Source organism: Peribacillus sp. YIM B13481, assembly GCF_042787985.1.
Lineage (GTDB): Bacteria > Bacillota > Bacilli > Bacillales > DSM-1321 > Peribacillus > Peribacillus simplex_A.
Genome location: NZ_JBHZPE010000029.1, coordinates 14139 through 29440 on the forward strand (window position 1 = coordinate 14139; position 15302 = coordinate 29440).

15 protein-coding genes and 1 other annotated feature are annotated in these 15302 nt (G+C 40.9%); all 15 genes read left to right on the forward strand.

Features of this window, described 5'->3' with window-relative positions; all coding sequences use genetic code 11:
• Nucleotides 1–2: 2 nt before the first annotated feature.
• The 15 genes from ACFX4X_RS16215 to ACFX4X_RS16285 all read left to right on the forward strand — a co-directional run bounded on the left by ACFX4X_RS16215 (nucleotide 3) and on the right by ACFX4X_RS16285 (nucleotide 15238).
• Nucleotides 3–425 carry a Mini-ribonuclease 3 gene (locus ACFX4X_RS16215; RefSeq protein ID WP_034305071.1) on the forward strand — a complete coding sequence of 141 codons (423 nt, stop codon included), beginning with the start codon at nucleotides 3–5 and terminating at the stop codon, nucleotides 423–425.
• Nucleotides 422–1165 carry a 23S rRNA (guanosine(2251)-2'-O)-methyltransferase RlmB gene (rlmB, locus tag ACFX4X_RS16220; RefSeq protein ID WP_061440370.1) on the forward strand — a complete coding sequence of 248 codons (744 nt, stop codon included), beginning with the start codon at nucleotides 422–424 and terminating at the stop codon, nucleotides 1163–1165. Before ACFX4X_RS16215 ends, rlmB begins: the two co-directional genes overlap by 4 nt.
• Before the next feature lie 4 nt (nucleotides 1166–1169).
• Nucleotides 1170–1679, forward strand: a complete 510-nt coding sequence (locus ACFX4X_RS16225; protein ID WP_061440371.1) for an NYN domain-containing protein — start codon at nucleotides 1170–1172, stop codon at nucleotides 1677–1679.
• Nucleotides 1680–1764: 85 nt separating this feature from the next.
• The gene (gene sigH, locus ACFX4X_RS16230; RefSeq protein ID WP_089364078.1) at nucleotides 1765–2397 is read left to right on the forward strand and encodes an RNA polymerase sporulation sigma factor SigH; all 633 of its coding nucleotides are present in this window, start codon (nucleotides 1765–1767) and stop codon (nucleotides 2395–2397) included.
• Nucleotides 2398–2582: 185 nt separating this feature from the next.
• The gene (gene rpmG / locus ACFX4X_RS16235; protein ID WP_081108654.1) at nucleotides 2583–2732 is read left to right on the forward strand and encodes a 50S ribosomal protein L33; all 150 of its coding nucleotides are present in this window, start codon (nucleotides 2583–2585) and stop codon (nucleotides 2730–2732) included.
• Between the two features lie 50 nt (nucleotides 2733–2782).
• Nucleotides 2783–2965: a preprotein translocase subunit SecE gene (secE, locus tag ACFX4X_RS16240; RefSeq protein ID WP_061440373.1), complete on the forward strand. Its 183-nt coding sequence runs from the start codon at nucleotides 2783–2785 to the stop codon at nucleotides 2963–2965.
• Nucleotides 2966–3223: 258 nt separating this feature from the next.
• Complete coding sequence (nusG, locus tag ACFX4X_RS16245; protein ID WP_061440374.1) at nucleotides 3224–3757, forward strand: transcription termination/antitermination protein NusG; 534 nt, start codon at nucleotides 3224–3226, stop codon at nucleotides 3755–3757.
• Nucleotides 3758–3931: 174 nt separating this feature from the next.
• Nucleotides 3932–4357, forward strand: a complete 426-nt coding sequence (gene rplK, locus ACFX4X_RS16250) for a 50S ribosomal protein L11 (protein WP_034305057.1) — start codon at nucleotides 3932–3934, stop codon at nucleotides 4355–4357.
• Between the two features lie 104 nt (nucleotides 4358–4461).
• Nucleotides 4462–5157, forward strand: a complete 696-nt coding sequence (rplA, locus tag ACFX4X_RS16255) for a 50S ribosomal protein L1 (RefSeq protein ID WP_061440375.1) — start codon at nucleotides 4462–4464, stop codon at nucleotides 5155–5157.
• Between the two features lie 46 nt (nucleotides 5158–5203).
• Nucleotides 5204–5354 (forward strand) — a sequence feature (ribosomal protein L10 leader region).
• Between the two features lie 39 nt (nucleotides 5355–5393).
• Entirely contained in the window at nucleotides 5394–5894 is a 501-nt protein-coding gene (rplJ, locus tag ACFX4X_RS16260; protein ID WP_061440376.1) for a 50S ribosomal protein L10, read from the forward strand.
• 63 nt (nucleotides 5895–5957) lie between these two features.
• Nucleotides 5958–6317, forward strand: a complete 360-nt coding sequence (gene rplL / locus ACFX4X_RS16265; protein ID WP_053349071.1) for a 50S ribosomal protein L7/L12 — start codon at nucleotides 5958–5960, stop codon at nucleotides 6315–6317.
• 188 nt (nucleotides 6318–6505) lie between these two features.
• Entirely contained in the window at nucleotides 6506–7111 is a 606-nt protein-coding gene (locus ACFX4X_RS16270; protein ID WP_061465931.1) for a class I SAM-dependent methyltransferase, read from the forward strand.
• Between the two features lie 238 nt (nucleotides 7112–7349).
• Nucleotides 7350–10919: a DNA-directed RNA polymerase subunit beta gene (gene rpoB, locus ACFX4X_RS16275; protein WP_377384789.1), complete on the forward strand. Its 3570-nt coding sequence runs from the start codon at nucleotides 7350–7352 to the stop codon at nucleotides 10917–10919.
• Between the two features lie 184 nt (nucleotides 10920–11103).
• Nucleotides 11104–14703, forward strand: coding sequence for a DNA-directed RNA polymerase subunit beta' (rpoC, locus tag ACFX4X_RS16280; RefSeq protein WP_377384791.1), 3600 nt, complete (start codon nucleotides 11104–11106; stop codon nucleotides 14701–14703).
• Between the two features lie 286 nt (nucleotides 14704–14989).
• Complete coding sequence (locus ACFX4X_RS16285; RefSeq protein WP_034305040.1) at nucleotides 14990–15238, forward strand: 50S ribosomal protein L7ae-like protein; 249 nt, start codon at nucleotides 14990–14992, stop codon at nucleotides 15236–15238.
• The last annotated feature ends 64 nt before the right edge of the window (nucleotides 15239–15302 follow it).

The window sequence follows — 15302 nt, forward strand, 5'->3', positions numbered from 1 at the left end:
TAATGCTTCATTACGATAGTAAGGTAGATGCTAAAATGCTGAACAGTCTTGCTTTAGCTTATATAGGTGATGCCGTATACGAAACGTATATCCGGCATCATCTCATTCAAAAAGGAGCGGTCAAGCCCAATCTTCTTCACAAAAAAGCTACATCTTTTGTAGCGGCTAAGGCTCAAAATAAAATTATCCATTTTTTCCTGGAGTCAGATTGGTTATCGGAAGAGGAATCCGCCGTCGTTCGGCGCGGCCGAAATGCAAAATCCGGTACTGTACCGAAGAATACAGATGTGCAAACGTATCGTTACAGTACAGCCTTTGAGGCACTAATGGGATTTTTGTATTTATCCGGTCGGATAGAAAGAATGGAAGAACTTATCAAAAAATCTATTGAATACATTGAAGAAGAAAAGGGGAGTAACCCATGAGCGAAGAATATATCATTGGCAGAAACCCCGTATTGGAAGCTCTTCGCTCCGAACGGGACATTAATAAAATTTGGATAGCTGAGGGCTCACAAAAAGGCTCGATGCTTCCACTCATCGGTCTGGCTAAGGAAAAGAAGGTATTCGTGCAAATCGTACCGAAGAAAAAAATTGACCAAATGGCAGAAGGCATCCATCAAGGTGTTGTCGCACAAGTTGCTGCATATGAATATGTGGAATTGGATGACTTATTCGCAAAAGCGGCTGAACGGGATGAAGCACCTTTTTTCATGATTCTTGATGAAGTTGAAGATCCGCATAATTTAGGTTCAATCATGAGGACCGCTGATGCAGTCGGGGCCCATGGAATCATCATTCCGAAAAGAAGAGCGGTGGGCTTGACGGCAACTGTGGCCAAAGCCTCGACGGGTGCAATCGAATATATTCCGGTAGCTCGCGTTACAAATTTGGCAAGGGCAGTCGAAGAGTTGAAAGAGCGTGGAGTATGGATAGTAGGTACCGATGCGAAAGGAAGCGATGATTACCGTAACATGGACGGAAAGATGCCTATCGGACTTGTTATCGGTAGTGAAGGAAAAGGTATGGCCCGGTTAATGAAGGATAAATGTGATTTTCTCATCCGTCTCCCTATGGCAGGACAAGTAACATCGTTAAATGCATCGGTAGCAGCCGGTTTATTGATGTATGAGGTTTATAGAAAAAGAAATCCCCTAGGGCAATGATGGGATGAATATTCTGTTGGTGGACGGTTATAACATTATTGGAGCCTGGCCGGAACTGAGAGAATTAAAAGAAAGGGATCTTGCTGCTGCAAGAGACCGGTTGATTGAAATGATGGCGGAATATCAAGCATTTACCGGATACCGTGTAATTATCGTATTTGATGCTCAATACGTTCAGGGAATTGCCCGTATATTCAAAAATCACAAAGTTGACGTAATTTTTACAAAAGAAAATGAGACTGCCGATGAAAGAATAGAAAAGATGGCCATTGAACTGAATAACGTCAAAACGCAAATTCAAGTGGCAACCTCTGACTTCACGGAACAGTGGGTGATCTTTGGTCAAGGGGCTCTAAGGAAATCTGCTCGTGAATTGCTTATTGAAATGGAAGAAATTCAAGGGGAAATCAAGAAAGATGTAAGAAAAACAACGACGATAAAACCTGCAGCTAAAATTCCTTTAAGTGAAGAAGTGGCAGAAATTTTCGAAAAATGGCGCCGGGGTAAAATTTGAACCATTGACGGGTAAATTTTACCTGCTGTATAATATTTCTATCTGAGTCAGGTCAGGGGGATATAATGTGGGTCTCAAATTCGGAATGAAACTGAACGAAAAGTATCTGCAGTTTGAGGATGATGAATTGATAAGGTTGGTACACACTGGAGACAGTGAAGCGCTGGATTATTTGATCCAAAAGTATCGTAATTTTGTTAGAGCAAAGGCAAGGACTTATTTCTTAATTGGTGCAGATAAGGAAGACATCGTGCAAGAAGGTATGATTGGTTTATATAAAGCCGTCCGTGATTTTAAAGGGGATAAGTTATCTTCCTTTAAAGCATTTGCAGAACTGTGCATTACGAGGCAGATCATTACAGCTATCAAAACAGCAACACGTCAAAAACATATTCCGCTCAATTCCTATGTTTCCCTGGACAAACCCATTTATGATGAGGAATCGGACCGAACTCTAATGGATATTATATCGGGTACGAAAGTTTTGGACCCGGAAGAACTGATCATCAACCAAGAAGAGTTTGACGATATCGAATTAAAGATGGCTGAGCTCCTGAGTGATCTTGAGAGAAAAGTGTTAGCTCTTTACCTGGATGGACAAACCTACCAAGAAATTTCGGAAGAGTTGAACCGGCATGTTAAGTCAATCGACAACGCCCTTCAGCGGGTGAAAAGAAAGCTCGAGCGCTATCTGGAAGTAAGGGAAATCAGTTTATAATCCCTCCGCTTTTTCCGCTTAATTTCATCTGTCCCTTCTCCACATGGTAGTTTATTATTCACTATGTTAGAAACCGATATTTTGATTTCCGGTATCCATAATGGGCTAAACCTGCTTTGATATTGACAATAAAAGACAGCCGTGATAAGGTTTTATGGATATAGTAGATAGGATAGGTGTATCTAATGCGAAAAAAAATAGTTCTTGCCTGCATTGATTGCGGTTCAAGAAATTATAGTTATGAGAGCAAACAATCGACAAGCGGCGAACGCCTGGAAATCAAGAAATTTTGCAGTACGTGCAACTCACACTCGATTCATAAAGAAACGAAATAACCGTTTTATAAATAGATTGACAGAAGCTTCTAATGCTTGGAGGTACATTCATGAAACGTTTTACCGAATTTTTCAGCGGTGTCGCTCGCGAAATGCAAAAAGTAAGCTGGCCGAAACGCAAGGAGCTTACCAAATATACAATCGTGGTAGTAACGACTGTATTGTTTATGGCTTTTTTCTTTACAGTGGTCGATTTGGGCATTTCCGAATTAATTCGCCTAGTTATTGAATAAGAGATTCGAAAATAAGGTATAATAGTGATAGAATAATATGTGTCAGCAGAAAAGCCCGGAAACGGGTTTTTTAATTTGTCTTTTTTATGAAGTGAAGAAGTTCCAAATCGAGCACTGCTGTAATATGAATCATCACAATATATTCTAGTTAAGCCGGGATGACGCCGGAATTGGCTTTTTGGCTAAAACGTTCAAAGATAAAGATTAATAAAGAAAATGATTGATTGCAGGGAGGGAAGGACTTTAAAGTCCTAACACATGGAAAAGAATTGGTATGTAGTTCACACCTATTCAGGTTACGAGAACAAAGTTAAGGCTAACTTGGAAAAACGTGTGGAAACTATGGGGATGGAAGATAAGATCTTTCGCGTTGTAGTTCCAGAAGAAGAAGAAACGGAAATGAAAGATGGCAAAAAGAAAGTGACCAAAAAGAAAGTATTTCCAGGTTATGTATTAGTTGAGATCATCATGACGGATGATTCTTGGTATGTAGTCCGGAATACACCTGGTGTAACAGGTTTCGTAGGTTCATCTGGAGCTGGGTCAAAACCGACTGCGTTGCTACCGGAAGAAATTGAAGTCGTTCTTAAACGAATGGGCGTAGATGAAAGTAAATTCGAAGTTGATTTTGAAATCGGCGAAACCGTTCAAGTTAAAGAAGGACCTTTTGCAACCTTTGCAGGGCCGATTGAAGAACTTGATAAAGATAAAGGTAAAGTAAGGGTCCTAGTCAATATGTTCGGCCGTGATACACCGGTTGAACTTGATTTTAATCAAGTGGAAAAATTATAAACGGAAAAAAACTTGAAATTACCTTTTGAAAGTGGTAAAATTTCAAAGGTCAGTATGTTTCAATTTTTAGGCCTCAACGATACAAGCATTCTTTATTAATATATAAAGAATTCAAGATGAGTGGGAGGGTATACCCCTATTACCACATCACGGACTTATAAGGAGGTGTGTCTCGTGGCTAAAAAAGTAATTAAAATGGTTAAATTGCAAATTCCTGCTGGTAAAGCGAATCCGGCACCGCCAGTCGGTCCTGCATTAGGTCAAGCTGGTGTAAACATCATGGGATTCTGTAAGGAGTTCAACGCTCGTACAGCAGATCAAGCTGGTCTAATTATTCCTGTTGAAATCACGGTATTTGAAGACCGTTCATTTACATTCATTACAAAAACTCCACCGGCTGCAGTATTGCTTAAGAAAGTAGCTGGTATCGAGTCTGGTTCTGGTGAACCTAACCGTAATAAAGTTGCTACAGTCAAGCGTGATCAAGTGCGCGAGATTGCTGAAACTAAAATGCCTGACCTAAACGCTGCAAGCGTTGAAGCTGCAATGCGTATGGTTGAAGGTACTGCTCGCAGCATGGGTATTGTCATCGAAGACTGATCCATGTAATTGCTATTTGTTTCTACGGGGTTGCGATTGATACTCGCAACCTTTATTCGTGGGAGGTTATTCCGTTAAAACCACAATTTAGGAGGATTTATATCATGGCGAAAAAAGGTAAAAAGTATCTTGAAGCAGCTAAGCTTGTAGAAGTTTCTAAGGCTTATGCTGTAACTGAAGCAATCGAAGTTGCTAAAAAAGCAAACTTCGCAAAATTCGATGCGACTGTTGAAGTGGCTTTCCGTTTAGGCGTAGACCCTAAGAAAGCTGACCAACAAATTCGTGGAGCGGTTGTTCTACCGAATGGTACTGGTAAAACTCAACGCGTATTAGTATTCGCTAAAGGCGAAAAAGCAAAAGAAGCGGAAGCTGCTGGTGCTGACTACGTTGGTGAATCTGACTTCATCAACAAAATCCAACAAGGATGGTTCGAATTCGATGTAATCGTTGCGACTCCAGACATGATGGGTGAAGTTGGTAAACTTGGCCGCGTATTAGGACCTAAAGGTTTAATGCCTAACCCTAAAACTGGCACAGTAACATTCGACGTAACAAAAGCTGTTAATGAAATCAAGGCTGGTAAAGTTGAATACCGCGTAGATAAAGCTGGAAACATCCATGCTCCAATCGGTAAAGTATCTTTCGAGGATGCTAAACTAGTGGAAAACTTCACTACTATCTATGATACATTAATGAAAGTTAAACCTGCGGCTGCTAAAGGAACTTACATGAAAAACGTTTCTGTAACAACTACAATGGGCCCTGGTGTGAAAGTTGATCCTTCTACTTTCAATAAATAATTGACATTCCAAAACTATTATTGTTATAATAAGTTTTGTTGTGAATAAATGAATATCATTTGTACCGTAGACAGTAGGTGCTCCATTCGAGCTTAATTCCCTGCCGAGGTAATTCGATAATAATAGTCCTTGACTATGACTTTTGAAATTACTGCCTTCATGTCTGCAATAGAGATGAAGGCTTTTTCTTTGAAACGGTATAAATGTTTTCAAGCAAATCTACAGGAGGTGTAAGGATGAACGCAATTATTGAACAAAAGCAAAAAATCGTTGCTGAGATTACTGATAAATTAACTGCAAGCCAATCAACAGTAGTTGTTGACTACCGTGGATTGACTGTTGCTGAATTAACAGAACTTCGTAAGCAACTTCGTGAAGCTGGCGTTGAGTTTAAGGTTTACAAAAACTCTTTAACTCGTCGTGCTGCTGAAAGTGCTGAACTTAGCACTTTGAACGAATCATTAACAGGACCAAACGCAATTGCATTCTCAAATGAAGATGTTATTGCGCCAGCAAAAATCCTTAACGATTTTGCGAAAAAACATGAAGCGTTAGAAATCAAAGCTGGAGTTATCGAAGGAAATGTTGCAACTGCAGAAGAAATTAAAGCTCTTGCAGAACTACCTTCACGCGAAGGCCTACTTTCAATGCTACTCAGCGTGCTACAAGCACCTATGCGCGGACTTGCTCTTGCTACAAAAGCAGTTGCAGATCAAAAAGAAGAACAAGGCGCGTAAGCTAACCGCTTATTTAGCCTATTGATTCAAAAAAAAACCAACCATTTCGAGGAGGAAATAACAATGACTAAAGATCAAATCTTAGAAGCAGTTAAAAACATGACTGTTTTAGAATTAAACGACCTTGTAAAAGCAATCGAAGAAGAATTTGGCGTAACTGCTGCTGCACCTGTAGCTGTAGCTGCTGCTGGTGGCGCTGCTGCTGAAGAGCAAACTGAGTTTGATGTAATCCTTACATCTGCTGGAGACCAAAAAATCAAAGTTATCAAAGCTGTACGTGAAGTAACAGGTCTTGGACTTAAAGAAGCAAAAGAACTTGTTGACAACACTCCAAAAGCAATCAAAGAAGGCGCTTCTAAAGAAGAAGCTGAAGAAGTTAAAGCTAAACTTGAAGAAGTTGGAGCTGGCGTTGAAGTTAAGTAATCTTGCATAAACAAAAAGCTCGCTATCACTGGCGGGCTTTTTTCTTCATTTTAAAGAAAATGACGGAAATTTGCCGTTAATGGTTTGATTAAAAGGGTTTGGTCAAACATCCCGGCATGCAAGCATCCATTCTTCAAATCTCTTCTCAATAAATCTTCAATATTCCTTTCTGATAGGGGGAGATGACTCTGACAGAGCATTACTACTCACATAAACCGGATGTCGTAAGCAATCCGAAATTTTGGGATTTTACATTAAAGGGACGTACCTTTCGCTTCAAAAGTGATAATGGTGTTTTTTCGAAAAAAGAAGTTGATTTCGGATCGCGTCTTTTGGTTGAAAGTTTTAACCTAGATGAAGCTGTGGAAGGAGATATTCTTGATGTTGGTTGCGGTTATGGACCAATCGGAATATCGATTGCGGCAGCTTATCCCGATAGAACGATAGAAATGATTGATATAAATAGCCGGGCAGTTGAATTGTCAAAAGAGAATGCCGCTTCTAATGGGATTGCAAATGTAAAGATTTACGCAAGTGATCGTTTTGACAAAGTTGGCTCCAATCAATTCGCGGCAATTCTTACGAACCCTCCCATTCGCGCAGGCAAAAGTGTAGTCCACGAAATTTTAGAAGAAGGCTATCGCAGTTTGGTGGCTGGTGGAGAATTATGGGTTGTCATTCAAAAAAAACAAGGAGCTCCATCCGCTATGGATAAAATGGAGCAATTATTTGGAAATATTGAAGTGCCCGTTAAGAAAAAAGGTTACTATATACTATTATCCAAAAAGGTTTGACTCTAAATTTTCGCTATGTTAGTATTATAAAATGCATATATATAATTCCGTAACTATGCAATTTTTATACCATTGGTGTATAACCAATGGATAATATGGGAAAAATATATAAATAATAGTTCGTTTTATGAGAAATAGTGGTTTTTAAAATAAAAACCATTTTCTTTTTGTCTATGGAAATGATTCCTTTTCCGAGGCAATTGGATCCTTATAACGCTTGATTTAAGGGGTGAATCAGTTGACAGGTCAACTTGTTCAGTATGGACGACACCGCCAACGTAGAAGTTATGCAAGAATTAGTGAGGTTTTGGATCTTCCGAATCTGATTGAAATTCAAACAGCTTCTTATCAATGGTTTCTAGATGTAGGTTTAAAGGAAATGTTCCAGGATATTTCTCCTATTGAGGATTTTACAGGTAATTTATCGTTAGAATTCATCGATTACAGCTTAGCTGAGCCGAAGTATTCTGTAGAAGAAACAAAAGAACGCGATGTTACGTATTCTGCACCGCTTCGAGTGAAAGTGCGCCTTGTTAACAAAGAAACAGGGGAAGTGAAAGACCAGGATGTATTTATGGGCGACTTCCCGCTGATGACTGAAACAGGTACATTTGTAATCAATGGTGCTGAACGGGTAATTGTATCCCAATTAGTGCGCTCACCGAGTGTTTACTACAATGGGAAAATGGATAAAAACGGTAAGCTTGGATTCTCTGCGACCGTTATTCCTAACCGTGGTGCATGGCTTGAATATGAAACAGACGCCAAGGATGTTGTGTATGTTCGAATCGATCGCACCAGGAAATTGCCTATCACGGTATTGATGCGTGCCCTTGGATTCGGAACAGATCAAGAAATCATTGATTTGATTGGAGACAACGAATACCTTCGCAACACTCTTGAAAAGGATAACACCGAGAGTGTAGAAAAAGCATTGCTAGAAATCTATGAGCGTCTACGCCCAGGTGAACCACCTACTGTCGATAACGCGAAAAGTCTTTTAGTATCCCGCTTTTTTGATCCAAAACGTTATGATTTAGCAAATGTAGGTCGTTATAAAATAAACAAAAAACTGCATATTAAGAACCGTTTATTCGGACAGCGTATTGCAGAGACCTTGATTGATCCTGAAACAGGAGAAATCATCGTGGAAAAAGGTACAATGCTTGATCGTCGGACTCTAGATAGGATCCTGCCTCATATCGAAGCTGGAATCGGATTCAAAACATTCCATCCATCAGGTGGTGTAGTAGAAGAAGAAACTCTTCTTCAACCTATTAAAGTGTTTGCACCAAATGATGCTGAAGGCGAAAAAGTAATCAATATCATCGGTAATGCCTATGTGACCGACCAGGTCAAAAACATTACTCCAGCTGATATCATTTCTTCCATTAGTTATTTCTTTAACTTATTGCATGGTGTGGGAATCACGGATGACATTGACCATTTAGGTAACCGTCGTCTGCGTTCCGTTGGTGAATTGCTGCAAAACCAATTTAGAATTGGTTTATCCCGTATGGAGCGTGTCGTTCGTGAAAGAATGTCTATTCAGGATACGAATACAATTACTCCGCAGCAACTAATTAACATTCGCCCAGTAATTGCATCAATTAAAGAGTTCTTTGGAAGCTCACAGCTTTCCCAATTCATGGATCAAACGAACCCGTTGGCTGAATTGACGCATAAACGTCGTCTATCTGCATTGGGACCTGGTGGTTTGACACGTGAGCGTGCGGGCTTTGAAGTACGTGACGTTCATTATTCCCACTATGGCCGCATGTGTCCGATTGAAACGCCTGAGGGACCAAATATTGGTTTGATTAACTCATTATCCAGTTTTGCTAAGGTTAACCCATATGGCTTTATTGAAACACCATATCGCCGTGTGGATCCCGAAACAGGCAAAATTACAAGCCAAATCGATTACTTAACAGCTGATGAGGAAGATAATTATGTAGTTGCCCAAGCGAATGTGCGTCTATCAGATGACGGGTCATTCCTTGATAATGACGTTGTTGCACGTTTCCGCGGTGAAAATACCGTTGTTCCGCGTGACCGCGTAGATTACATGGATGTATCTCCTAAACAGGTTGTATCTGCTGCGACAGCATGTATTCCTTTCTTGGAAAATGATGACTCCAACCGTGCCCTTATGGGAGCGAACATGCAACGTCAAGCAGTGCCTTTGCTGCAACCGGAAGCCCCTCGAGTCGGAACGGGTATGGAATATGTTTCAGCGAAAGACTCCGGTGCTGCTGTCATCTGTAAACACCCTGGTATCGTAGAGCACGTTGAATCACGTGAAGTATGGGTACGTAGGGTAAGTGAAGTTGACGGACAGCAAGTAAAAGGAAATCTTGATAAATACCGTCTATTAAAATTCATTCGTTCTAACCAAGGAACGTGCTATAATCAACGCCCTATCGTAAGTGTTGGCGACAACGTTGTAAAAGGTGAGATTCTTGCTGATGGTCCTTCAATGGAAAAAGGTGAGTTAGCACTTGGACGTAACGTATTGGTTGCCTTCATGACATGGGATGGATATAACTATGAAGATGCCATCATCATGAGCGAACGATTGGTTAAAGATGATGTGTACACTTCTATTCATATTGAAGAATATGAATCTGAATCACGCGATACAAAATTAGGGCCTGAAGAAATCACCCGTGATATCCCTAATGTAGGGGAAGATGCGCTTCGTAATCTTGATGAGCGCGGAATTATCCGTGTTGGTGCAGAAGTAAAAGACGGAGACCTTCTAGTTGGTAAAGTCACGCCTAAAGGTGTAACGGAATTGACTGCTGAGGAACGTTTATTACATGCAATCTTCGGTGAAAAAGCACGTGAAGTAAGAGATACATCACTTCGTGTACCTCGCGGCGGCGGTGGAATCGTTCTTGATGTTAAAGTATTTAACAGAGAAGATGGCGATGAACTTCCTCCTGGTGTAAACCAACTTGCACGTGTATATATTGTACAAAAACGTAAAATCCATGAAGGCGATAAAATGGCTGGACGACATGGTAATAAAGGGGGAATCTCCAGGATCCTTCCTGAGGAAGATATGCCTTATTTACCAGATGGCACTCCAGTCGACATCATGTTAAACCCATTGGGTGTACCTTCACGTATGAACATCGGTCAGGTGTTGGAGCTTCACTTAGGTATGGCTGCACGCGCACTTGGCATTCATGTAGCATCTCCTGTATTTGATGGTGCTACTGAGGAAGATGTTTGGGGTACGATTGAAGAAGCCGGGATGTCCCGTGATGCAAAAACTGTCCTTTATGATGGCCGTTCAGGTGAAGCATTCGATAACCGTGTATCCGTTGGTGTCATGTATATGATCAAACTGGCACATATGGTCGACGATAAACTTCATGCACGTTCAACTGGGCCTTACTCCCTTGTTACGCAGCAACCACTTGGTGGTAAAGCGCAATTTGGTGGACAGCGTTTTGGTGAGATGGAAGTATGGGCACTTGAAGCTTATGGTGCTGCTTATACATTACAAGAAATCTTAACCGTTAAATCAGATGATGTCGTTGGTCGTGTTAAAACGTACGAAGCGATTGTCAAAGGTGAAAATGTCCCTGAACCAGGTGTTCCTGAGTCCTTTAAAGTATTGATTAAGGAGCTTCAAAGTTTAGGATTGGATGTTAAAATTCTTAATGCCGAAGATCGTGAAATCGAAATGCGAGATTTGGAAGATGAAGAAGAAGCCAACCAAGCAGACAAGTTAAGCCTTGATTCAGAAACTAAAGATATGGTTGCTTCCGAAGTAGGGGCACCTGTCAAAGAATAAAATCAAATATAAACATATCTAGTTATATATTACCCGCTCTGACTGGCAGCAAGATGTTTCTTTGAAGATCATGCTGCCTTGTTAGAGCCTTATTGATTCAATCAACCATCATCCGGTGTATGATTGCCTGATACTTGACGGCAATCAAGGGTTAAACCTGGAGATTAAAAGGGAGGTAGGCCCCTTGTTAGACGTTAATAATTTTGAGTATATGAAAATTGGTCTTGCTTCACCAGACAAGATTCGTTCTTGGTCCCATGGAGAAGTTAAAAAACCAGAAACAATCAACTATCGTACGTTAAAGCCAGAAAAAGACGGTTTATTCTGTGAGAGAATTTTTGGTCCTCAAAAGGACTGGGAATGTCATTGTGGAAAATATAAACGTGTTCGTTATAAAGGTGTAGTCTGTGACCGTTGTGGCGTTGAAGTCACTCGTGCTAAGGTACGTCGTGAGCGTATGGGTCATATTGAGCTGGCAGCTCCGGTTTCACACATATGGTATTTTAAAGGAATCCCTAGCCGTATGGGACTTGTTCTTGACATGTCTCCACGGGCATTGGAAGAAGTTATTTACTTTGCATCTTACGTAGTAACTGAAACAGGCGATACAACTTTAGAAAAGAAACAGCTTCTTTCTGAAAAGGAATATCGTACATACCGTGAAAAATACGGTAAGAAGTTCCAAGCTGCCATGGGTGCGGAAGCTATTAAAAAACTTTTACAAGATATTGATACGGAAAAGGAAGTAGAGTCGTTGAAAGAGGAGCTTAAAACAGCTCAAGGACAACGCAGAACCCGTGCAATCAAACGCTTGGAAGTTCTTGAAGCATTCCGTAACTCCGGAAATGAGCCATCATGGATGATCCTCGACGTGCTTCCGGTCATTCCACCGGAACTTCGTCCTATGGTTCAACTTGATGGTGGACGTTTTGCCACATCTGATTTAAATGATTTATATCGCCGTGTTATCAACCGTAATAATCGGTTGAAAAGATTACTTGACCTTGGAGCGCCAAGCATTATCGTTCAAAACGAGAAGTGTATGCTGCAAGAAGCCGTCGATGCTCTTATCGATAATGGCCGTCGCGGCCGTCCGGTAACTGGACCTGGTAACCGTCCGTTAAAATCTTTATCTCACATGTTAAAAGGTAAACAAGGTCGTTTCCGTCAAAACCTTCTTGGTAAACGTGTTGATTATTCTGGTCGTTCCGTTATCGTAGTCGGACCAAACTTAAAGATGTACCAATGCGGTCTTCCGAAAGAAATGGCGATTGAATTATTCAAACCATTCGTTATGAAGGAGCTTGTTCAAAGAGGTTTAGCGCATAACATCAAATCTGCTAAACGTAAAATTGAACGTTTATCTCCTGAAATTTGGGATGTGCTAGAAGAAGTAATTAGAGAACATCCAGTACTATTGAACCGTGCACCGACTCTTCATAGACTTGGTATCCAAGCTTTTGAACCAACGTTGGTCGAAGGTCGCGCAATTCGTTTGCATCCGCTCGTGTGTACAGCTTACAACGCTGACTTTGACGGTGACCAAATGGCGGTACACGTTCCTTTATCTTCTGAAGCCCAAGCTGAAGCACGTATGCTTATGCTTGCAGCACAGAACATTTTGAACCCTAAAGATGGTAAACCTGTCGTAACACCTTCTCAAGATATGGTATTAGGTAACTATTACTTAACTTTGGAAAGAGAAGGCGCTATCGGTGAGGGTATGATCTTTAAAGATACAAGTGAAGCATTACTCGCATACCAAAACGGATATGTACACTTGCATTCCCGTTGTGCCGTACATGCATCTTCACTAAATAATGAAACATTCACTGAAGAGCAAAACAGCCAACTTCTAATTACCACTGTCGGTAAATTGATCTTCAATGAAATTTTACCAAAATCATTCCCGTATATTAACGAACCAACACGATACAATCTGGAAACGAAAACTCCAGAGAAATATTTTGTGGAAAAGGGCGCTAATATCCCTGAATTGATTAAGGCTCAACCTGCTATTGATCCATTCAAGAAAAAAATTCTTGGAAACATCATTGCGGAGGTCTTTAAACGGTTTAAAATTACCGAGACATCCAAAATGCTTGACCGGATGAAAGATCTTGGATTCAAATATTCGACAAAAGCTGGTATTACCGTTGGTGTGGCTGATATTGTCGTTTTAAAAGAAAAACAAGAAATCATCTCTGAGGCTCAAACAAAAGTGGATAACGTCTTAAAACAATTCAGACGTGGTCTAATCACAGAAGATGAGCGTTATGATCGTGTTATCTCAATTTGGAGTGCTGCCAAGGATACCATCCAGTCCAAACTTATGGACTCACTGGACCGACGCAACCCGATCTTCATGATGAGTGACTCCGGTGCCCGTGGTAATGCTTCTAACTTTACGCAGCTTGCTGGTATGCGTGGTTTGATGGCCAACCCGGCTGGACGTATCATTGAATTACCGATCAAATCAAGTTTCCGTGAAGGTTTAACAGTGTTGGAGTATTTCATCTCCACACATGGTGCGCGTAAAGGTCTTGCCGATACAGCACTTAAAACAGCCGATTCCGGTTACCTTACTCGTCGACTTGTTGACGTTGCCCAAGATGTCATCATCCGTGATGACGATTGTGGAACGGACCGCGGCTTGAAAATTTCAGCCTTGAGAGAGGGTACTGAAATAATTGAGCATCTTGAAGAGCGCCTAATTGGCCGTTATGCAAGAAAAGCGATCAGACATCCGGAAACAAATGAAGTAATCGTGGCTGAAAACGACCTTATTACTGAAGATCTTGCGAACTATATTGAATCACTTGGAATTGAAACAGCATGGATCCGTTCTGCCTTTACATGTAACACCAGCCATGGTGTATGTAAAAAATGTTATGGACGCAACCTGGCTACGGGTCAAGAAGTTGAAGTGGGCGAAGCAGTCGGTATTATTGCCGCTCAATCAATCGGTGAACCTGGTACACAGTTAACGATGCGTACATTCCATACTGGTGGGGTTGCTGGAGACGATATCACTCAAGGTCTTCCTCGTATCCAAGAAATATTTGAAGCGAGAAACCCTAAAGGTCAAGCTGTCATTTCCGAAATCGAAGGAACGGTCGTTTCGATTAACGAAATTCGGGATAAACAACAGGAAATCGTTGTTCAAGGAGCAGTTGAATCACGCACATATACTGCACCGTACACAGCGCGCTTAAGAGTAACTGTTGATACTCCTGTCCGTCGCGGTGAAGAGCTGACAGAGGGTTCTATCGATCCGAAAGAGTTGCTGAAGGTTACAGATGTACTTACTGTGCAGGAATACCTGCTTCATGAAGTTCAAAAAGTATACCGGATGCAAGGGGTTGAAATCGGTGATAAACACATCGAGGTAATGGTTAGACAAATGATGCGTAAAGTCCGTGTACTTGATGCAGGTGAAACTGAAGTGCTTCCAGGAACATTATTGGATGTTAACCAGTTTACTACAGCAAACACTGATGCATTGCTGACTAACAAATTACCAGCTACAGGACGCCCTGTACTACTAGGTATCACAAAAGCATCACTAGAAACGGATTCCTTCTTGTCCGCCGCTTCATTCCAAGAAACAACTAGAGTCTTGACTGATGCAGCAATAAAAGGAAAACGTGATGAATTGCTAGGACTTAAAGAGAATGTCATCATCGGTAAACTAGTCCCTGCAGGAACAGGAATGCTTCGATACAGAAAAGCAAACCCGGTCGTTGTAAGTGATGAAAGTGCCGATACAGTAACAGTGGATTAAAAGAAAAAGGACCAGCTCAATAAGTAAAACTGAAAACGAACTCCTGGATTCTTGGAGCTGAAGGCTCAGAATTTATTGAGCTGGTCTCTCTTATTACTCATGGCTGACTGAAGCCGTATGAGGACCAATATTTTCCCTTTAGACATAGTGAAAATAGTAATGGAATTATGTAAGGAAAACCTTTTGCTAGAATTATTTTTTGAAAGAAGTTGACAGTATCCGACTATTAATGATACTATAGCAAAGGTGCTCCTATGTTACCCTGTAACTTTGGAGGATATGGACCATGTCTTATGAAAAAGTAATACAGGCAAAGTCAGTGATTATAGGGACGAAACAAGCAGTTAGAGCTCTTAAAAACAATTTAATTCAAGAAGTTATCATCGCTGATGATGCAGATATATACTTGACTGGGCGTGTCGTTGAGACCGCTAAAGAATTGGATGTTCCTATCACATATGTTGATTCGATGAGAATGCTTGGCAAAGCATGTGGTATTGATGTCGGAGCAGCAACTGTTGCCATTAAAAAGTAAAAATGTTTTTGCAATTATATTTGCAAAGACTTTGTTTTTACCCATTTATGAACCACCTGGATGT

Coding starts and splice junctions, on each gene's coding strand:
- ACFX4X_RS16215 (WP_034305071.1), top strand. CDS start 3: ATGCTTCATTACGATAGTAAGGTAGATGCTAAAATGCTGAACAGTCTT.
- rlmB (WP_061440370.1), top strand. CDS start 422: ATGAGCGAAGAATATATCATTGGCAGAAACCCCGTATTGGAAGCTCTT.
- ACFX4X_RS16225 (WP_061440371.1), top strand. CDS start 1,170: ATGAATATTCTGTTGGTGGACGGTTATAACATTATTGGAGCCTGGCCG.
- sigH (WP_089364078.1), top strand. CDS start 1,765: ATGAAACTGAACGAAAAGTATCTGCAGTTTGAGGATGATGAATTGATA.
- rpmG (WP_081108654.1), top strand. CDS start 2,583: ATGCGAAAAAAAATAGTTCTTGCCTGCATTGATTGCGGTTCAAGAAAT.
- secE (WP_061440373.1), top strand. CDS start 2,783: ATGAAACGTTTTACCGAATTTTTCAGCGGTGTCGCTCGCGAAATGCAA.
- nusG (WP_061440374.1), top strand. CDS start 3,224: ATGGAAAAGAATTGGTATGTAGTTCACACCTATTCAGGTTACGAGAAC.
- rplA (WP_061440375.1), top strand. CDS start 4,462: ATGGCGAAAAAAGGTAAAAAGTATCTTGAAGCAGCTAAGCTTGTAGAA.
- rplJ (WP_061440376.1), top strand. CDS start 5,394: ATGAACGCAATTATTGAACAAAAGCAAAAAATCGTTGCTGAGATTACT.
- rplL (WP_053349071.1), top strand. CDS start 5,958: ATGACTAAAGATCAAATCTTAGAAGCAGTTAAAAACATGACTGTTTTA.
- ACFX4X_RS16285 (WP_034305040.1), top strand. CDS start 14,990: ATGTCTTATGAAAAAGTAATACAGGCAAAGTCAGTGATTATAGGGACG.